17 protein-coding genes are annotated in these 19,304 nt (G+C 35.7%); 7 read left to right on the forward strand and 10 right to left on the reverse strand.

From position 1 onward, the window contains the following. Positions 1 to 42 precede the first annotated feature (42 nt). From BT156_RS11625 to BT156_RS11650, 6 genes are all read right to left on the reverse strand, one after another. The gene (locus tag BT156_RS11625; RefSeq protein WP_072410258.1) at positions 43 to 1,317 is read right to left on the reverse strand and encodes a DUF6080 domain-containing protein; all 1,275 of its coding nucleotides are present in this window, start codon (positions 1,315 to 1,317) and stop codon (positions 43 to 45) included. Positions 1,318 to 1,397: 80 nt separating this feature from the next. Next, positions 1,398 to 2,243: a T9SS type A sorting domain-containing protein gene (locus BT156_RS11630; protein ID WP_072410259.1), complete on the reverse strand. Its 846-nt coding sequence runs from the start codon at positions 2,241 to 2,243 to the stop codon at positions 1,398 to 1,400. Positions 2,244 to 2,334: 91 nt separating this feature from the next. Next, on the reverse strand, positions 2,335 to 3,876 hold the full coding sequence (locus tag BT156_RS11635; RefSeq protein ID WP_072410265.1) for a protein adenylyltransferase SelO: 1,542 nt from the start codon (positions 3,874 to 3,876) through the stop codon (positions 2,335 to 2,337). A gap of 75 nt (positions 3,877 to 3,951) precedes the next feature. Next, positions 3,952 to 6,333 carry a penicillin-binding protein 1A gene (locus BT156_RS11640; protein ID WP_072410267.1) on the reverse strand — a complete coding sequence of 794 codons (2,382 nt, stop codon included), beginning with the start codon at positions 6,331 to 6,333 and terminating at the stop codon, positions 3,952 to 3,954. A 6-nt stretch (positions 6,334 to 6,339) separates the two neighbouring features. Further along, the gene (locus tag BT156_RS11645; protein ID WP_072410268.1) at positions 6,340 to 6,804 is read right to left on the reverse strand and encodes a gliding motility lipoprotein GldH; all 465 of its coding nucleotides are present in this window, start codon (positions 6,802 to 6,804) and stop codon (positions 6,340 to 6,342) included. Beyond that, complete coding sequence (locus tag BT156_RS11650; RefSeq protein ID WP_072410270.1) at positions 6,797 to 8,224, reverse strand: PSP1 domain-containing protein; 1,428 nt, start codon at positions 8,222 to 8,224, stop codon at positions 6,797 to 6,799. Before BT156_RS11650 ends, BT156_RS11645 begins: the two co-directional genes overlap by 8 nt. Positions 8,225 to 8,500: 276 nt before the next feature. On the opposite strand from BT156_RS11650, the gene BT156_RS11655 reads away from it, so the two are divergent. The 7 genes from BT156_RS11655 to BT156_RS11685 all read left to right on the forward strand — a co-directional run bounded on the left by BT156_RS11655 (position 8,501) and on the right by BT156_RS11685 (position 16,164). Continuing rightward, complete coding sequence (locus BT156_RS11655) at positions 8,501 to 9,736, forward strand: OmpP1/FadL family transporter (RefSeq protein WP_072410272.1); 1,236 nt, start codon at positions 8,501 to 8,503, stop codon at positions 9,734 to 9,736. Between the two features lie 10 nt (positions 9,737 to 9,746). Beyond that, positions 9,747 to 11,285 (forward strand): SGNH/GDSL hydrolase family protein, encoded by a 1,539-nt coding sequence (locus BT156_RS11660; RefSeq protein WP_072410274.1) that lies wholly within the window; start codon positions 9,747 to 9,749, stop codon positions 11,283 to 11,285. 86 nt (positions 11,286 to 11,371) lie between these two features. Continuing rightward, positions 11,372 to 12,310 carry a ribose-phosphate pyrophosphokinase gene (locus BT156_RS11665; protein WP_072410276.1) on the forward strand — a complete coding sequence of 313 codons (939 nt, stop codon included), beginning with the start codon at positions 11,372 to 11,374 and terminating at the stop codon, positions 12,308 to 12,310. 55 nt (positions 12,311 to 12,365) lie between these two features. Then, positions 12,366 to 13,010, forward strand: coding sequence for a 50S ribosomal protein L25/general stress protein Ctc (locus BT156_RS11670; RefSeq protein ID WP_072410278.1), 645 nt, complete (start codon positions 12,366 to 12,368; stop codon positions 13,008 to 13,010). A gap of 160 nt (positions 13,011 to 13,170) precedes the next feature. After that, positions 13,171 to 14,391: a cysteine desulfurase gene (locus tag BT156_RS11675; protein ID WP_072410279.1), complete on the forward strand. Its 1,221-nt coding sequence runs from the start codon at positions 13,171 to 13,173 to the stop codon at positions 14,389 to 14,391. 178 nt (positions 14,392 to 14,569) lie between these two features. Continuing rightward, positions 14,570 to 15,388: a T9SS type A sorting domain-containing protein gene (locus tag BT156_RS11680; RefSeq protein ID WP_072410280.1), complete on the forward strand. Its 819-nt coding sequence runs from the start codon at positions 14,570 to 14,572 to the stop codon at positions 15,386 to 15,388. 143 nt (positions 15,389 to 15,531) lie between these two features. Beyond that, complete coding sequence (locus tag BT156_RS11685) at positions 15,532 to 16,164, forward strand: NAD(P)H-dependent oxidoreductase (RefSeq protein ID WP_072410281.1); 633 nt, start codon at positions 15,532 to 15,534, stop codon at positions 16,162 to 16,164. Positions 16,165 to 16,263: 99 nt separating this feature from the next. Here the strand turns inward: BT156_RS11685 and hemE are convergent, their stop codons facing one another. Genes hemE through BT156_RS11705 form a run of 4 tightly spaced genes read right to left on the reverse strand, consistent with a single transcriptional unit; the run spans position 16,264 to position 19,275 of the window. After that, the gene (gene hemE / locus BT156_RS11690; RefSeq protein WP_072410282.1) at positions 16,264 to 17,295 is read right to left on the reverse strand and encodes a uroporphyrinogen decarboxylase; all 1,032 of its coding nucleotides are present in this window, start codon (positions 17,293 to 17,295) and stop codon (positions 16,264 to 16,266) included. Positions 17,296 to 17,343: 48 nt separating this feature from the next. Further along, on the reverse strand, positions 17,344 to 18,027 hold the full coding sequence (locus BT156_RS11695; protein WP_072410283.1) for a uroporphyrinogen-III synthase: 684 nt from the start codon (positions 18,025 to 18,027) through the stop codon (positions 17,344 to 17,346). After that, positions 18,027 to 18,683 carry a peptidoglycan recognition protein family protein gene (locus BT156_RS11700; protein WP_072410284.1) on the reverse strand — a complete coding sequence of 219 codons (657 nt, stop codon included), beginning with the start codon at positions 18,681 to 18,683 and terminating at the stop codon, positions 18,027 to 18,029. The genes BT156_RS11695 and BT156_RS11700 overlap by 1 nt, the downstream gene beginning before the upstream one ends. A gap of 10 nt (positions 18,684 to 18,693) precedes the next feature. Then, positions 18,694 to 19,275, reverse strand: coding sequence for a DUF1287 domain-containing protein (locus tag BT156_RS11705; protein WP_072410292.1), 582 nt, complete (start codon positions 19,273 to 19,275; stop codon positions 18,694 to 18,696). Between the last annotated feature and the right edge of the window lie 29 nt (positions 19,276 to 19,304).

Here is a 19,304-nt window from a genome sequence, read left to right on the forward strand (position 1 = left end):
TAAAATATAAAATATCAAAGCTGAGAATTTTCTCAGCTTTTTTTATTGATAATATTGATTTATAAACCAGAAAAATTCTGTCATTCTTAAATAATTATTGAAGGCTAAATAAGTAAATAAAACGCCTAAAATAACCGTTAGAAATGATAAAATTTTGGGTGATGATTTGTAAGAATAAAACAGCCATCCTAAGAGTAGCGGATAAACAAAAACGAAGTGACCGCCGTAGATGTAGGAGGTATGAAGTCCAAATCTCATAATGCAATGGATGATGATGTCAATGAAAAAAGAGATCATTAATATCTGAACAAATTTATTTTTGAAATTCCTAAAATAACTCCACAAAATCAATATCAAAAGTAAAGAAATAAATACATAAGGAATCCATGAAGTATAAACATCCATAAACAGACCTTTGAAATCGAAGCCTTTCATGTTGTGTTTATTACGGATGATAAAACTTGGAAATAAAATGTTGCCTCCAAAAAAATAAGATGAAATCATGTCCCAAGCCGGAGTTGATTTTACATTGGAAAATTTTTCATATTGGCTATTGGTTTTCGAAAATATCGTTTTGTACTTAAAATCAATTCTGTTTAAGTATAATAATATGAAGCAGATGCTTGTTAATCCTACTCTTAAAACAGCATTTCCGAGTTTTTTCCAATTTTTGAAAAGTCCTTTTTCAAATGCTACTGGAATAAAAACTTTTACAATGTTTGTAACGGTAAGTCCGCCGATTGAAATTCCTGCTAAAATTAGTGGTATCGCCGGGATTTTTTCTTCTTTCTTAATTTTTACAGCTGCGTAATAATTAAATGAAGTCAGTAAAAATAAGGTGTACGTAAAGTTCTCCGGGGTAAAAGAAAGAATAATATTTGTTGAAAATATTCCAAAAAAGAGAGTTATTAATAGGCTAAAGAATAAGGGAAGGGTAATGATGTTTTTGAGGTATTTAAAAATCTGAACGATACTTAAACTGATAACTAAATTGCTGAACCAGGCTAGGGTAAGCCTGAATGTGTCGTTTGTTTTTCCATCTGAAATAAGTAAAGCCAATTCTCTTATCCAATTAAAAAAATAATAAGCTAAAGGATGTCTTTCGAAACTTCCACCTGTCATTATGATTGAGCGGTTATCAAAGCTAAAATAAGCATCCCAGGGAATTCTGTCGTCAAAAATTATTCTGTAATTAAGCGCAATGTATGAACCCAAAATTCCATAGCATATCAAGAAAAATGCAAAAATGCCCAATTCGATAAAGCTTGATGGAAATATTAATTTTAAAATATTAATTAATTTAGATTTGAAAGCCACTTGTTATCAATTTTTTGCAAATGTAAAAATAAAAAGCTCACCAAATCGGTGAGCTTTAAAAAAGATTATATGGTGAATAATTATTCTTTAATTACTTTTTCTGAAGTAGTTGTTCCGTCAGAGAATTCAACTTGTAATAAGTATCCTCCTTTTGGAAGAGAAGAGATGTCAACTCTGTCAGATGTTGATTTCAATACTGATTTTCCTGAAAAATCTAATATTGTTGAAGATTTTATCTTTTTATCAGTTTTGATGTTGATCTCTCCTTTTGTTGGGTTAGGGTAAATGTTTGTTGCTTTTAACTTTTTCCCTGCTTCATTAGTAGAAAGCGTAGTTGCCGTTACTGTTACATCATCTATTGAAACGCCATCTGCGTCATTTCCTGTATATTGGAATCTGATTTGAACGTTTGCTTGCCCAATGTATGGTGTTAAACTTATTTGTTTCGAGACAATGTTTTGGTTGTAAAGATCTGTATTGTCATTCCCATCTCCATCGTCCATAAAGCCTGCTTCACCATCTTCAGTCCATAGAGTGGTCCATGTTGTTCCTCCATTAGTTGAAATTTGTGCCAGTAAATTTCCAGCATCAAGCGCTATCATATATGAATATCCTACCACTGCTTTAAAGTTTAATGAGGGAGATGCTGCTCCAACTAAACTAAAAGAAGGGCTTACTAAATTAGCAGTATTTGCCTGAGCAATATAATTAATACCAGCTGATTTAGTTCCAGCAATTACAAAAGAAGATGCTCCAGTACCAAAAACGACAGGAGTAAAATCCCAAGGTCTTGATGTAACTGTGCTTGATCTAGTCCATCCTGTTGGAGGAAATGTAGTCCCTTCAAAATTTTCTGATAATAATGTCTGGGCCTCTAAAGAAGCTCCAATAAACAATAAACTTAGAGATAGTAGAAGTTTTTTCATGATATTTTTTATTTTATGTAAATATAACAAAAAAAGATTAATGATGAAAAAAACTCATTCTAAATACTATATTAATGGATTGTTGATAAATTTAAGAACTGCACGAAAGCATCGAGCATCCGGAAATACCATCGTATTCTGATGGTCTTTTTATTGAAAATTCGGAATAAATTTCTTCATAAGAATTTTTTAATGCTGTTATTAATTTATTAAGCATTTCAGGTTTTTCTAAATTAATTTCTTCGATACATTGATATAATAGAAAATTTCTTAAAATGAATTTAGGGTTTGTTTTTCTCATTAAGCTATTGGATTCTTCTTTTGAAATTAAATTTCTGCTAATTCTGGCTTTATAAGTAATTATGAAATCCTCAATTTTTAAGAGTTTTTCAGAGTCTAAAAAAATGTACGAAATACTTTCAAATGCATGTTTAATATCATTTTTATCATCAATTTTCTCTAATTGATTAAAAAACAGAGTGTAGTCCAGCTTTAATTCCTGCATGAGTCCCTGCCAGTTTGTGAAAAACTCTTCATCACCATCAAGTAATTGATCAAATCCGAATTTCTTACAAAGCATATTATCGTGGGATTTCCAGAAATAGTCTCCAAACTCATTTAATGTTTTTTCCAGAAACTGTTCATCTTTTATGATTGGATGCAGCGCATTGGCCAATTGCCAGAGGTTCCATTGTGAAATTTGGCCTTGTTTTCCGAAAGCATATCTTCTTCCGGGTAGATCTGTTGTGTTGGGAGTGAAATTTAGATCATATTCATCCATCATAGAATAAGGTCCATAATCTATGGTCAATCCTAAAATTGACATATTATCCGTATTCATTACCCCATGAACGAAACCAACTCTGAACCATTCGACCATAAGGTTAGCTGTCTTTTTACAAATACTTTCAAAAAAGTCTTTGTATTTTTGGATTCCTTCGGATTTGATTTCGGGAAAGTATTCATCAATGGAAAAATTAACAAGCTTTTCCAGAGTATCATATTCCTCTTGAGCAGACATCAATTCAAAATGCCCGAATCGAAGAAAACTTTCGGCTGTTCTTACAACAACTGCTCCTTTTTCTTTTTGAGGATTTCCGCTATACATCATGTCTCTTACCACGTCTTCTCCTGTAAAAGATAAACTTAATGCTCTTGTGGTAGGAACTCCTAAATGATACATCGCTTCACTCATTAAATATTCGCGAACAGAAGACCTCAACACGGCTCTTCCATCTGCATGTCTGGAATAAGGTGTTGCGCCAGCTCCTTTCCATTGGATTTCTGTCTTTTTACCGGAGGTATTTGTGATTTCACCGGCTAAAATTGCTCTTCCGTCACCTAATTGCCCTGCCCAGTTTCCAAACTGATGCCCTGCGTAAGCTGTTGCATAAGTTTGAATATTTTCAGGAAGATTATTTCCGACAAGAAAATCCAGATCTTTTTCTTCAAAATGGCCTAATCCTATTTCTTCCGAAAGCTTTTCATTAAAAATAATCAATTCAGGATTTTCAAAACCAACAGGATTTATAGTTGAAAATAAAACTTTAGGCGTATTTCTCTGAATGGTATTACCCGAAAAATCTCCAGGAAAAATTTTTATAAAAGGTTGTTTGATGTTTTCGATATTCATGAATCAAAGTTATTAATAATAAAAGAAAAGACCTTCCAAATAATTGAAAGGTCTTGTGTATTTCTAAAAGAGAATTTATTTATTAAAATCTACCTCATCTGAAGAATGTAGGTTTTCATTAACATTTTCATCTTTCTTTTGTGAATTGTTTTTAGGAGTATGATCTACAGGTTTCGGGTTTTTGATCTCGTCAATTGTTTGAAGACCCCCGTCATCACCATAACCTCCGCCAATACCTTTTAAGCCGGAACATCCGTCTTTCCAATCGGAAGGTTTTGTGAATTTATCGTCAGGTGATATTCCTAATGTTTTATCAGCCCAGACTTTCTTCATAAAGATTGCCCAGATTGGTAAAGCCATTTTTGCTCCCTGACCTTCTCCTGTTCCTAAGAAGTGGGTTGCTCTGTCTTCCCATCCAACCCAGGCTCCTGTTGCCAGTTTTGGAGTAATTCCCATAAACCAACCATCGGAGTTATTCTGTGTTGTACCTGTTTTAGCAGCAATTTCAACAGCTTTTGAGATTCCTCTTCTTCCTAGTTCGCCTGAAGCGGTTCCGTATTGGGCAACACCTTTCATTAATTCAATCATGGTGTAAGCATATAAAGGATTCATTACTTCTTTTGGCTCTACATTTACTTCTTTAATCACTCTACCGTTGGCATCTTCAATTCTCCAGATCATTTCCGGTTTGTTGTGATTTCCGTAGTTGGCGAAAGTACTGTAAGCTCCAAGCATTTCATAGATTGTAATATCTGATGAACCTAAAGCGATCGTATTGTTTCTTGGAATTTCTTCCGTTACCCCCAGATCTCTTGCTGTTTGAATTACGGCATCAACACCTGTCATTTCAATAAGTCTTGCAGCTACAGGGTTTTGAGAGTTGGCTAGTGCATCTTTAAGAGTAAGCATTCCTCCTCTTCCCGGTACATGCCATCCTTTATGATCGTAAGTTCCGTTGGATACCGTTGAGCAAGGTGTCATTCCCAATTTCATAATAGCAGTTGCATATACGAAAGGCTTGAATGTTGAACCAACCTGTCTTTTTCCTTGTTTGATGTGATCATACTGGAAATGTTGCCAGTCGATACCTCCAACCCAAGCTTTAATTTCACCTGTTCCCGGAACCATAGACATCAAACCTGCCTGAGCAATTTGTTTGTGATATCTGATAGAATCCCAAGGAGACATTTCAACTTCTTCTTCTCCGGCCCAAGTGAAACGTGAAGTTTTGATTGGTTTGTGGAATTCCATCATGATTGAATCTTCAGGAACTCCGGCTGCCTTCAATTGTTTGTAACGTCCGGTTCTTTTCATCGCCTGAAGCATTACACTGTTGACCTGAGTATTTGTTAAGTAATAGAAAGGTCTGTTTTTTCTGCCTCTTTGCTCAGCATCAAATCTTTTTTGAAGATCTGTTAAGTGTTCTCTGATTGCATCTTCTGCATACTTTTGCATCTTAGAATCAAGAGTAACATATATTTTTAAACCATCTTTATAAAGGTTTAGTTTTTTACCTGTCTGCTTTTCGTAATCTTTAAGATAATTATCAATTTCTTTTTTCAAATAAAATTTATAGTAAGCAGAATAATCGTCACTAATATTTTTAATTGGATGATAATCTAATGTAATCGGCGTACTAACAGCTTTATCATAAGTTGCCTGATCGATATAACCTGTTTTCTGCATTTGCTCCAACACAACGTCTCTTCTCGTTTTAGCCCTGTCGATATTTCTCATAGGGTTATTCTTTACCGGATTTTCCAGCATTGCTACGAACATTGCTGCTTCCGGAAGGGTAAGTTGAGATGTTTTTTTATTGAAATAGATTCTTGAAGCCATTTCAACGCCGTTTGCATTGTATAAAAAGTCGAATTTGTTGAAATATAAAGTAACAATCTCTTCTTTGGTATATCTTTTTTCAAGACTTACCGCAACAACCCATTCTTTTAATTTCTGGAATGCTCTTTCAATTTTATTTTGAGATGCTCCATTGGTGAAAAGTAATTTTGCAAGCTGTTGAGTAATCGTAGAACCTCCGCCTCGTCCACCTCCGTAAACAACGGCTCTGGCAACTGACTGTAAATCAATTCCTGAGTGTTCTTTAAAACGCTCATCTTCTTTAGCCTGTAAAGCATAAACAAGATAAGGAGGAAGATCTTTATAGGTAATAGGCTGAGTTTTTTCTTTTTCAAACTTACCTAATAGCAAACCGTCAGCTGAATAAATTTCAGATGCAACGTAAATATCCGGATTTTCAAGCTCTTTTACATCGGGCATTTCTCCAAGAAAGCCTTGAGAAACGGCAAAGAAAAGTCCTGAAATTCCTAAAACGACTGCAATGAGTCCAATCCAAATAAAGCTCACCCATTTTTTCCAACCGGTTTTTTTGCCATTTTTTTTGGGAGGAAGGGGGAATGTTTTTCCTTTGCTTCCTGCGTTTTGTTTGTTTACTTCCATTTATGATTACGGTTTAGCCGTTTCTATTTTTACTCCAATATCTTCAATTCCGGGAAGAGCATCGTTTCTCATGGCTTGCACCACGCCGATCTCATACTTGCCTTTCACAGGAAATTTGTAATTCAATTTATATTGAAAAAGCGTCTCCTTTGTGTCGCCAAAACCTGTACCAAGCCATTCTCCGTTTGGTTTTGCCAATACATAATTCAATGTGTCGGTTTCCTTTTTTTTATTCTGAAGATTGGTGAAATTTACAATAAATCTTATATTACTGTAAGGATAATCATTGTTATTTCTTACAACAAATATAATATTTTTAGGATTTTGCAGATCTGAAATTTCTAGATTAAATTTTTGTTCACTTTTCTTATTCCATTTATTATCAACAGAATTCATGGTAACGTCCCCCTCGGCAGAAGAGTTACAGCTAAAGAAAAGGATAAGAGTTAATAATCCTAAAATTTTATGCATTATTATCTTTTTTTGGAGGAAATTTCTTCTTGAATTTTTTCTTATTCGGGTTAGTTTGAGGCTTTTTTTCAGGATCCGCGCTTCCCTCTGCCTTTACTTTTTCTAACTGTGCTTTTGGCTGCTGAGGCGGCCTTTGCTGCTTTGGGTTGTTAGAATTGTTGGCATTCGGGTTCGGATTTTCTGTTCTTGCCGGTCTTTCAGATCTTTCCGGACGGTCAGATTTATCAGCATTTTGAGGTCTGTCTGATCTTTCTGGCCTTGGTTTCCTTGGGCCTTGATTTTGGCTGTTTTGATTCTGATTTTGAGGTCTGTTTTTGTTAAAACTTTTGTTTTTCTTCTCAAATCTGTCAACACTGTTCTCCTGAATAAGGTCAATCGTGTGCAAAGGTGCATCGGGTTGCTTAAGATCTTCAAGAGGAGGAGTTCTTTCTCCTTTTTTATTTTGTGCGATCAGCTTTTTAACCAAATCAATATCAAAATCATACCAAGCCATTGAGCTGTCTACATACGCAAACCACATTTTCTTTTTGAAAACGTCGATTTTGATACAAAAAGCTCTTCCTTTTTCTGTATCTAACACGGTAGAAGAAGAAGGGAAGTTGCTTAAAGCATCAAGATAACTGTCTAATTCATAATTAAGACAACATTTAAGCTTACCGCATTGTCCGGCCAGTTTTTGAGGATTGATACTCAATTGCTGATATCTTGCAACGTTGGTGTTTACCGATCTGAAATCCGTTAACCAGGTTGAACAACATAGTTCTCTTCCACACGATCCGATTCCTCCGACTTTTGCAGCTTCCTGTCTGAAACCGATCTGTTTCATATCGATTTTAGTTCTGAAAGTTGAGGCGTAATCTTTAATTAACTGTCTGAAATCTATTCGATTATCAGCAGTGTAATAAAATGTAACCTTAGAGGCATCTCCTTGATATTCAACATCCGTAACCTTCATTTCAAGGCCTAGTCTGTGAGCTATCTTTCGGGCTTCTATTTTTACGCTGTCTTCTTTTTTTCTAACTTCCTGCCAGACTTCAATGTCTTTTTGGTTCGCTAATCTATATATTTTAAGTGCCGATTCTTCAGAAGTTCTTTTCTTCTTCATCTGAATTTTCACTAATTCTCCGGTGAGACTTACCACACCTACATCATGTCCGGGACTTGATTCTACTGTTACTACGCTACCTATATGTAAAGGAACATTATTTACATTTTTATAAAATAATTTTCTGTCATTTTTAAATCTAACTTCAACATAATCACACCTGTTAGATGCAGGATTATTGATGTTAGACAGCCAGTCGAAAACACTTAATTTATAACTATTACCACAGGTATTTACACTTTCACAGCCATTCGCGGTTTTCTTGGGTCCGCAAGAATGTGCAGAATCGCCGGATGTTTTACATCCACAACTCATATAACTTTTATTTGTTCTTGCAAATTTATATATTTTTATCTTTATGTAATTCTAAAAAATTCAAATATTCGTCAACATCATTGTTTAATATTAAACGAAAAACTTGATTGGTCGGTAAAATGTTATTAAATGCTTAATAGTTATGTGTTTAAGGTCTATTTTCGTTAAAGTGTTATTTTAAACATAATTTTCTTTTGGCATAATGTTTAAAATTTTAAGATTTATTAACAGGTGTAACTAAAATAATTTTATATTTGGGTTATATAATAATAGTCTATGAAAAAAATATTAGTATCAACTGCTTTATTGGCGGGTGTTTTATCTTACGCCGGAGGCTTCAGAGTGTCTCTGCAAGGGGTAAAGCAATTGGCAATGGCACATACTAGTGCGCATGCTGAGGATGCAAGTGTGGCATTCTTTAACCCGGCAGGTATGTCGTTCATTCCTTCAAGACTGAGTATCTCAGTGGGAGCTTTTGCTGCAGGTAATAAAGTTACCTTCCAGAATACGAATACTCTGCAAAGCACAGAAACAGATAATCCTATCGGAACTCCTCTTTATGCAGCAATTGCTTATAGGCCGATCGATAAACTATCCGTTGGTTTCAGTTTTTCTACCCCTTTCGGAAGTACGATTAAGTATCCAAGTGATTGGGAAGGAAAAGAGATGGTTCAGAAACTTGAGCTGAAGGCGTTCTATTTTCAGCCAATGATTTCATATAAATTTAATGATTGGTTTGCTTTTGGTGCAAGTTATATCTATGCAAGAGGAGATGTAAAATGGGATAAGGCTATTACACAATTTGGAGGAGAGCTTAATCTTGACAGTAAGGCAAGCGGACATGGATACGGTTTTGGTTTCTATTTCAGACCAGATCCAAAGCTTGATGTAAGTGTTGCTTACCGTTCGCCGGTTGATATGAAAGCTAAGGAGGGAAAGGCTACTTTCAGCTTCCCGACAGCTTCTATCTATCCGTTATTAGGTCTTGATGTATCAGGGAAGGATAGCTTCTCTGCAACATTGCCTTTGGTGGAAGAGTATACTATTGGTTTGACGTATAAGATTACTCCAAAATGGTTGGTTTCAGCAGATTTCAACTACCATGGATGGGAAAGATACAGTAAGTTGACGTTGGATTTTGGCAGTGCTCCTGTTGGAAATCAGCCATCAGATCCTACGGTTTCTGTTTCTCCTAAGAACTTTCACAACACGAAAACATTTAGGTTAGGAACTCAATATGCATTTACAGATAAGATCTTTGGTCGTCTTGGTGCTTATTATGATGAATCTCCATATACTGACGAAAACTTTATCCCTGAAACACCTTCATACAATACGTATGTTGTAACGGGTGGGGTTGGATTTAAACTAAAACAATTCGGAGTTGATGTTTCCGGAGGATATGCAATGCCTCAGGCAAGAGACGTGAAAAATAGTTTACTTGGCTTCTATGGACAATCTACTGCAACTGCATTTTATGTAGGTTTAGGTTTATCTTATAATCCTTTTTAATTGAAAGACTATGAAAAAAATTATAATTTCTACAATCGCTATTTCCGCGTTACTTTTTACAACGAGTTGCGAACATGAATTTGATACAGACGTAAAGGATGTTCAGGTTTCTAAAGGTGATGCCGATTTTACTAAGTATGTTTCTTTAGGAAACTCATTAACCTCTGGTTATAGAGACGGGGCTCTTTATATTGATGGGCAAAATGAATCTTACCCTTCAATGATAGCTCAGCAAATGAAGCTTGCGGGGGGAGGAGATTTCAAACAGCCTTTAATGGCAGATAACAACGGAGGTCTTCTTCTGAATGTTGGTGCAAATGTACAGATTGCTAGTACAAAACTTTATATTGATAGCTTTATTGCAGGGGCTCCGGACATTAAAAATGCTAATAATAACGTTGCAACAACTGTAACAAATACTGTTTTGGCAGGTCCTTTCAATAATATGGGAGTTCCGGGAGCAAAAGTTGCTCATTTGTTAGCTCCTGGCTACGGAAACGTTTCGGGGGTTTTGCTAAAAACGGCTAATCCTTATTTTGTAAGATTTGCATCAAGTCCAACAACTTCGGTTATTGCTGACTTTAAAGCTCAAAATCCTACATTCTTTTCTTTATGGATTGGTAATAATGATGCTTTACTATACGCTTTGGCGGGTGCTGATAGTTCAGTAGAAACTTTAACGCCTCCGGCTCAGTTTGCCACGTATTATAATGCATTGATCGCCGAGATTGCTACTACAAATGCTAAAGGGGTTGTTGCAAATATTCCTAGTGTAACATCTATTCCTTCGTTAACAACGATTCCTACAAATCCTCTTACATCTGCTGTTTTAGGAAACGGAAATGTTGCTGCAGGTGAAGCGAATATTGATAATTTAAATACAAATCTTTACGGACCATTAAATCAGATGCTAACGGCATTTGGAGCTGGAGATAGAATTAAACCTCTTTCTAAGACTGCTGCAAACCCGCTGCTTATCAAAGATGAGACTTTAGCTCCGTTAAATGCTCAGATCACTGCGGCAGCTACTGCTTCAGGAAATCCAACTTTAGTTGCTTTGGCTGCTTATCTTGGTGCAACATACGGACAGGCAAGACAGGCAAAAGCCGGAGATTTAGTGCCTTTAACTACAAAAGCCGAAATTGGTAAAACTGAACCAAGTGTTCCTGCTTCTTTATCGGCTAGAGGTATTGCTTTTCCTTTTGCGGATAAATATATTTTGATTCCATCTGAAATTACAGAAATCAATACAGCTATTGATGCTTACAACGTAACAATTAAAGCTGCGGCAGCTTCAAAAGGTTATGCCTTTGTTGATGCTAATAAGAAAATGATTGAGCTTGGATCTCAGTCAGGAGTTTCTTGGGATGGTGTGAAGTATACTGCTAAATTTGTTACGGGAGGTGCTTTCTCTTTAGACGGAGTACATCTTACGGGTAGAGGGTATGCAATTATCGCTAATGAATTTATTAAGTCAATAAATGCTACTTATAAATCTACACTGCCATGGGTAGATCCTAATAAATATTCGGGCGTGAAATTCCCTTAATGAAAAGGAAAATAAAAACATATGAACCACAAGGAGTAATTCTTGTGGTTTTTTTATAAATTTGCAAAATCTTTTAAAAAGTAAAAATGGCCGATCAGTTAAGTTATCTATTTTCTACAAGAACGAGTAAGGTCTTGGCAGAAAAAATTTCCCAGTATTATGGGAAGGAATTAGGGAAAATCAACTTTCAGGAGTTTAGCGACGGAGAGTTTGAGCCTGTTTTAGACGAATCTGTAAGAGGTGGAAGAGTTTTCCTAATCGGATCTACGTTCCCTCCAGCAGACAATCTTTTAGAACTTCTTCTAATGATTGATGCTGCAAAAAGAGCTTCTGCGAAAAGTATCACCGTTGTACTTCCGTATTTCGGACTTGCAAGACAAGACAGAAAAGACAAGCCAAGAGCGCCGATAGGTGCAAAATTGGTGGCTAATCTTTTAACTGCTGCGGGAGCAACAAGAATTATGACAATGGATCTGCATGCAGACCAAATTCAGGGGTTCTTTGAAATTCCTGTGGATCATTTGTATGCTTCCACTATTTTCGTAGACTATATAAGAGATCTGAACTTAGATAATCTTACGATTGCTTCTCCGGATATGGGAGGTGCAAAAAGAGCTAAAAACTACGCAGGCCACCTTGGTGCAGAAGTGGTAATTGCTTATAAGGAAAGAAAAAAAGCGAATGTAATTGAAGAAATGTTCCTTATCGGAGATGTAGAGGGCAAAAACGTTATCCTTATTGATGATATGATCGATACTGCAGGAACGCTTTGTAAAGCCGCGGATATCTTAATGGAAAAGGGAGCAAAATCTGTAAGAGCAATGGCAACTCACGGAGTACTTTCAGGCAAGGCTTACGATAATATTGAGAACTCAAAATTATTGGAAGTTATTGTAACTGACTCAATTCCTGTGAAAAATAATTTGACAACTAAAATAAAAGTGCTATCTTGCGCCCCTCTATTTGCGGACGTTATGAAGATGGTTCACGAGCATCAATCAATTAGCAGTAAGTTTGTTATTTAATTGATAATTAGTTGTTTGCAAATTAAATTTTAAACAAATTTTTAAATTTTTATAAATGAAATCAATTACAATTCAAGGTACAAAAAGAGAAAGCGTGGGCAAAAAGTCGACAAAAGCTTTACGTGATGCTGAATTAGTTCCTTGTGTTGTTTACGGAGGTGGCGAGCCATTGAACTTCTCTGCAGCAGAGAAAGCGTTCAAAGGTTTGGTATATACTCCTGAAGCACACACGGTATCTATTGAAGTTGACGGACAGGTAATTCCTGCTGTTCTTCAAGATATTCAGTTCCACCCAATTACGGACAGAATTATTCATGCAGACTTTTACAGATTATCTGACGATAAGCCAGTTGTTATGGAAGTTCCTGTAAGAATCACTGGTCGTTCTAAAGGTGTTGTAGCTGGTGGTGTTTTACGTCAGTCTTTCAGAAAATTGAAAGTAAAAGCTATTCCTGCAAACTTGCCAGACGAGATCGTAGTAGATATTACTTCTCTTAAAATTGGTAACAAACTTTATGTTGGAACTATCAAAACTGAAGGTTATTCTTTCGTACACCCGGACAATGCAGTTGTAGTGGCTGTTAAGATGTCTAGAAATGCAGCGAAAGGTGGTGCAGTGGCAGATGATGACGATGAAGAAGAAGTTGTGGCTGAAGTTGAAGGAGGTGCTCCTGCAACCGAAGAAGCAGCGGCTGAATAAGAAATTTCTTAATCACAATATAAGACCTGTCAATGTATTTTGGCAGGTTTTTTATTTTTAGATTAAATCTATAATCATGTTTATTCAATTTTCTTTCGAAAAAAAAGCCGTAAATTTGAAGTGTTCTAAATAAGAGCATTTTAATTTAAAATTTTAATAAATGTTTGACATTCAAGAAATAAGAAGTCAGTTTACTATATTAAACCAGCAGGTGAACGGTAAGCCATTAGTTTACTTAGATAATGCAGCAACGTCGCAAAAACCGAATTCAGTTTTAGAAGTTTGGACTCAATATTACACCGAGCTTAATGCCAATGTACATAGAGGAATTCATACATTAAGTCAGTTAGCAACAGAAGAAATGGAGCTTTCAAGAAGAAAAGTTCAGAAATTTATCAATGCTAAACATGATTTTGAAGTAATTTTTACAAAAGGGACAACAGAAGGATTAAACCTCATCGCGTATATTTTAACGCAGAAGCTTAAAAAGGATGATGAAATTATCATTTCTTATCTTGAGCATCACTCAAATATCGTTCCTTGGCAGTTGCTTTGCGAGAGAACGGGCGCAAAACTTCGTGTGATACCAATTGACGAAAATGGTATTCTTCAACTTGATTATTTGGATCAATATTTAAGCGAAAAAACAAAAGTTGTTTCTGTAAATCAGGTTTCCAATGCACTAGGAATTGTAAATCCGATTGAAGAAATTATTGCTAAAACAAGAAAAAATTCTGATGCCTATATTGTAATTGATGGCGCTCAGTCGGCTCCGCATTTTACAATCGATGTTCAGAAAATGGATTGTGATTTCTTCGTCTTTTCAGGTCATAAAATGTACGCTCCGATGGGAACAGGTATTTTATACGGAAAACAGGAGGTTTTAGAAGATTTACCGCCATTTCATGGAGGAGGAGAGATGATCGCAACATGTTCTTTTGACGGAACTACTTACGCAGGTCTGCCTTTTAAGTATGAAGCCGGAACACCAAATGTAGGAGGAAATATTGCTCTTGGAGCTGCAATAGATTTTATTGGAAAAATAGGTCAGGCAACCATCCAAAATCATGAAAATGCTTTGTTAGAATATGCTCAAAGACAGTTATTGGAGATCGATAGTCTAAAAGTTTATGGTGAAAAAGCCAACAGAACAGGGGTTGTTTCCTTTAATCTGGAAGGAACGGGGATTTCTTCTGATGTAGGGATGATTCTTGATAAAATGGGCATTGCTGTGAGAACGGGGCACCACTGTACACAGCCTATCATGGATTTCTTTAATATTGCAGGGACTGTGAGAGCGAGTTTCGCGATTTACAATACTTTCCAGGAGATTGATTCTTTGGTGGAAGGGGTTAAAAAAGCACAGAGAATGCTTTCTTAAAAGGCTTTAAATTATTTTAATTAAAATACGATCGCCCCTTATTTTTGAGGGGTGATTTTTTGTTTCGTAAATGTGAATTATCTTATTTACAGTTAGTTATTGTTGATTTTGTTCTGATTATGCTTTATTTTAATTAATTATTTTATAAATTTATCATAACCATACAAAATTAATAATCATGAGAAAAATATTACTTCCATTAGTCTTGGCTTGCGGGATGGCCAATGCTCAATTGTTTTCAGAGAACTTTAATACTGGAACTTTACCTGCAGGATGGACGGTGAATAACCCCGACACGACCTATAATTGGGGAGTGGGAACTCAAACCGGATTTGCGTCATTTCCAACCGGAGCTGCTTTTTTTGATGATGACGATGTGGGGCCATCTGGTATAAACACCAATGCGAGATTGATTTCACCGGTTATTAACCTTTCGGCAGCTTCCAGCCCGAAATTGTCTTTTAAATATGCTAACCAGATTTATGACCTTGATTCAACCTTGAAAGTTGAGGCGTTTAACGGAACCTCTTGGGTTCAGGTATTTACTTTTTCAGGTGAAGCAGGGGTTTGGGATATTGATTTTAACACATTTGCCTATGTGCTTACTACTTATGCGGATGCTGCGAATATAGATTTAACGCCTTATGCCAATGCTAATTTCCAGCTTAGATTTGTATATGATGATGTGGGAGATTATTCGTATGGAGTAGTGGTAGATGATATTGTTATTTCGGCAACAACTATATTGGGAACTTCGGAAATTTCAGCTTCTGATAATATCAAAGTATATCCAAATCCGGTAAAAGATGATCTTTTCATTAAGGCTGATGATTTAAAAAATGCTAAAATAAGCGTGATCGATATGTCAGGAAAAAAAGTGAAAACTTTCGAGGGAAAATCTGAAAAATACAACCTTTCTGATCTGCCAAACGGAGCTTATATGATCTTAATTGATAATGGAAAAGAAATCATAACAAAGAAAATTCTTAAAAAATAACAATGTAAAGCCTTCAATTTGGGGGCTTTTTTTATACAATTAAATTCATTCTAAATAATAGATTTTAACAATACGTCAAATTTGATTTTTCGAGTCTGAGTTTATACTAATTCCAACTAATTTTGTTGCGTAAAATTTATTTAATGGAATTAATAGAAAAATTAAACTGGAGATTTGCCACCAAAGCAATGAACGGTCAAAAAGTACCTCAGGAAAAGGTAGATAAAATATTGGAAGCAGCAAGATTAGCTCCAACTTCCAGCGGATTGCAGCCTTTCGAGATCATTGTAATTACCAATCAGGAAGTGAAGGAACAGATCAAGCCACATGCTTGGAACCAACCACAGATCACGGATTGTTCGCATCTTTTAGTTTTCGCAGCTTGGGATAATTATACGGAAGAAAGAATTAATCGTATGTTTGATCTTACCAATGAAATCAGAGGTTTCAAAAATGAAGGTTGGGAAAATTACAGACAAATGTTGTTGAGTACTTACCCTCAGAGATCTGCTGAAGAAAACTTCACTCATGCAGCAAAACAAGCCTATATTTCTTTCGGAGCGGCAATTATTGCGGCAGCCTTTGAAGAAGTAGATTCAACGCCGATGGAAGGTTTTTCTCCGGAAGCTGTTGATGAGGTTTTAAACTTAAAAGAGAAAGGACTAAAAAGTGTTTTATTGTTGCCAATCGGTTACAGAGAAGCATCCAACGACTGGTTGGTGAATCTTGCGAAAGTAAGAAAGTCTAAAGAAGATTTTATTACAGAGATTAACTAATTATTATATATTTTATTCATAGAAAAATCCCTTTCAATTATTTTGAAAGGGATTTTGTTTTATGGGAATTAAACCTTGAAGGTTTCAATAATGTAAAGTTTAATTATTCGGTTTCCAATCTACAACAGCTCTAATAAAAGCTTCTGCATTTTCTACCGGGATATTAGGTAAAATTCCGTGACCAAGATTCGCAATATATCTGTCTTTTCCGAAACGGTTGATCATTTCAGTCACCATTTTCTTGATCGTTTCAGGGGTAGAATGTAATCTCGCCGGATCAAAATTCCCTTGAAGGGTCATTGTGTGGTTCGTCAATGTTCTTGCAAGTTCAGGCTTGATCGTCCAGTCAACACCTAAAGCCGAAACTTTAGACATCGTCATATCTTCCAAAGCGAACCAACATCCTTTTCCAAATACCACAACATGAGAAAGCGGACTTAACGCTTCAACAATCTGATTAATATATTGCCAGGAGAATTCTTGATAATCATCCGGAGAAAGCATTCCGCCCCAAGAATCAAAGATCTGTACGGCAGAAACTCCTTTTTCTACTTTTCTTTTAAGATAAGCAATGGTAGTATCTGTGATCTTTTGAAGCAGTAAATGAGCTGCTTCCGGCTGTTGAAAACAGAAAGACTTTGCAATATCAAAAGCTTTGCTTCCTTTTCCTTCCACACAGTAGCAAAGGATTGTCCAAGGAGAACCTGCAAAACCGATCAGTGGAATTTCATTGTCTAATTTTATCAAAGTTAATTCAATGGCATCAAAAACGTATCCTAACGTATCATTCACATCGGGAACTACCACATTTTGTACCTGTTCCATTGTTCTGATCGGGTTGTCTAGCCATGGGCCAACATTTTCCTTCATTTTAAAATCAATTCCCATTGCTTGAGGAACTACCAAAATATCAGAAAACAAAATAGCAGCATCCAAAGGAAATCTGCGGATTGGTTGTACTGTAATTTCAGAAGCTAATTCGGGAGTCTGACATCTCGTGAAGAAGTCATATTTATCACGAAGAGCAATAAATTCCGGCAAATATCTTCCGGCCTGTCTCATCATCCAGACTGGCGGTCTTTCTACGGTTTCTCCGCGAAGTGCTTTTAAATATAGGTCGTTTTTAATCATAATTTATTAGACTATTACTGCCGTTCGTTACCTTCAGGCAATCACATTTCAAAGATTGATTTTAACGGTCTTTCGTATCAATTCAAAGATAGATACGAGACTGTTTCCCGCAGAAGTATAAATCTTCTCCTGGGTGTGTTTTCTTAGTTCGCGGGAAGTGGTTTCGCCGATCGAAAAAAGCGTCATTCCTTCCAAAGAATTCTGATTTGCAAAACTACGAACTCCACTTGGACTAAAAAAAACTATAGCATGATATTTTTCAGGTACCAAAGGATTGATTTCTTCGGTATTATAAACAGTGACTTTATTGTATTTGATATTTTGCAACGGAAGTTCTTTATCGAGAACATCAATAGCTAAATTTCCGCAGAAATGAACAAATTGCTCGTGCTGACAATGAGTGATGATGAATTTTGAAAGTGTTTCGGCATTTTTTAATACTTTAAAAGTTCCAAAACCGTTTTTTCTTAGTTCTCTTTTTGTTTTTTCGCCAACACAATATATTTTATTGTAGTTTTTGGCTGTAAAATCTTCGTTGGGCTTAAATTGATTTTTAAAAAAGGAAATTACACCGTTCACACTTGTGAAAATAAGAGAAGAATTTTTTAAATCGAAAGAATTGACCCGAATAGAGTTGGTCTTAATAACCTCAACACAATCCACCAGAATATCCTCTCCTAGTTGCTGGGATAAAATTGATTGGTCTATGTTTTTGGTAAATAAAATTTTCATTAAGGTCTGTCTTTTAAATGTAAATCGGTAACTAACAGTCTTACTTTTTTCATGAAATCTTTCCCCGGATCGTCTTTTATTGTAAAATAATTCGGGTCAGTTTCTTTCCAAAGTTTAGAATTTCTAAAGATACCATATTCTGAATGCCCTATTAAATATTCTATATCGTATTTTTTTGTTAAAAATCTAATTAACTGAGCGTTCGACGCAATTTGTTTTTCGGTGAGAGGTTGCTGTTTGCTTCCGATATTTTCAATGCCTATTGCACAATAATTAAGACCAATCGTGTGTCTTGCAAACATATTGGGCTCCATAAGTTGGTAAATGGTGCCGTCTCTGTCTACGATAAACTGGGAAGCAACATTTAATGTACTTTGTTTTTTTAAAACATTTCGGGCAGATTCCAAATGGGTTTTATTGAAATACTTATAATTTGTTTCAACGGTTCCGCCTGCAGTATAGTGCAATACGATTATTTTAGGCGAAATAGTTGGAGTCTTTTGAACAATCTGATAATGATCCTTAAGATACTCCAAGCTTAGGCGGGCTCTTTCTGTGGAATAATCAATAGGCTTATTAATTATTTTAAATTCACTGGTTTGTGCCTTCGTAGAGCATGTTATCAATACGAATAAAGCGTAAAAAAGGTTTTTCATAAAAAGTAGCTTATTTAGGGTATTGATAATGTCCTGTAATGGTGTATTTAAATAGTACATCTTCCACAACCTGTCCGCTTCCTATATTATGTACGATCAAAAACCTTTTTCCGTCGGCAGATTTTTTATTCACGACAATTCCAATATGGGTTAGGTTGCCGGGTAAAACCCAAGTAACAATGTCACCCGGAATATAGAGGGAAGGATTGGTTTCAATTGATTTTACTTTTCCGAATTTAGAAAAGAAGACCATCAAATTAGGAACCCTTCTGTGATCAATATTGGTGTCGGGCTTTTTTAACTTCCAAGTCTTTGGGTATTTTGAGAAGTTTTTCTTCATATCCTCGTGCACTTCTTTTTGCAGATCAATACCTACTTTTCTGTAAGCTCTGATAACAACATCTGTGCATACACCTTTGTCCGAAGGAACGTCTCCATTGGGATAGGGAAGGATAAAATAAGTAGGGTCGTAGGTGATTGTCTTATCTATAATCCCCAAAGCGGCGTTAGATAATTGAAGCGCAAATTTATTCTGTGCATTTGCAGTAAACACACAGAATACGAGAAGCAATAAAAGCAGAGGCTTTTTCATTTTTTTGTACTTAAAAATAGGAAGGTACA

Origin of the sequence: Chryseobacterium limigenitum (assembly GCF_900114875.1) — a bacterium.
In the GTDB taxonomy this organism is placed as follows: domain Bacteria; phylum Bacteroidota; class Bacteroidia; order Flavobacteriales; family Weeksellaceae; genus Chryseobacterium; species Chryseobacterium limigenitum.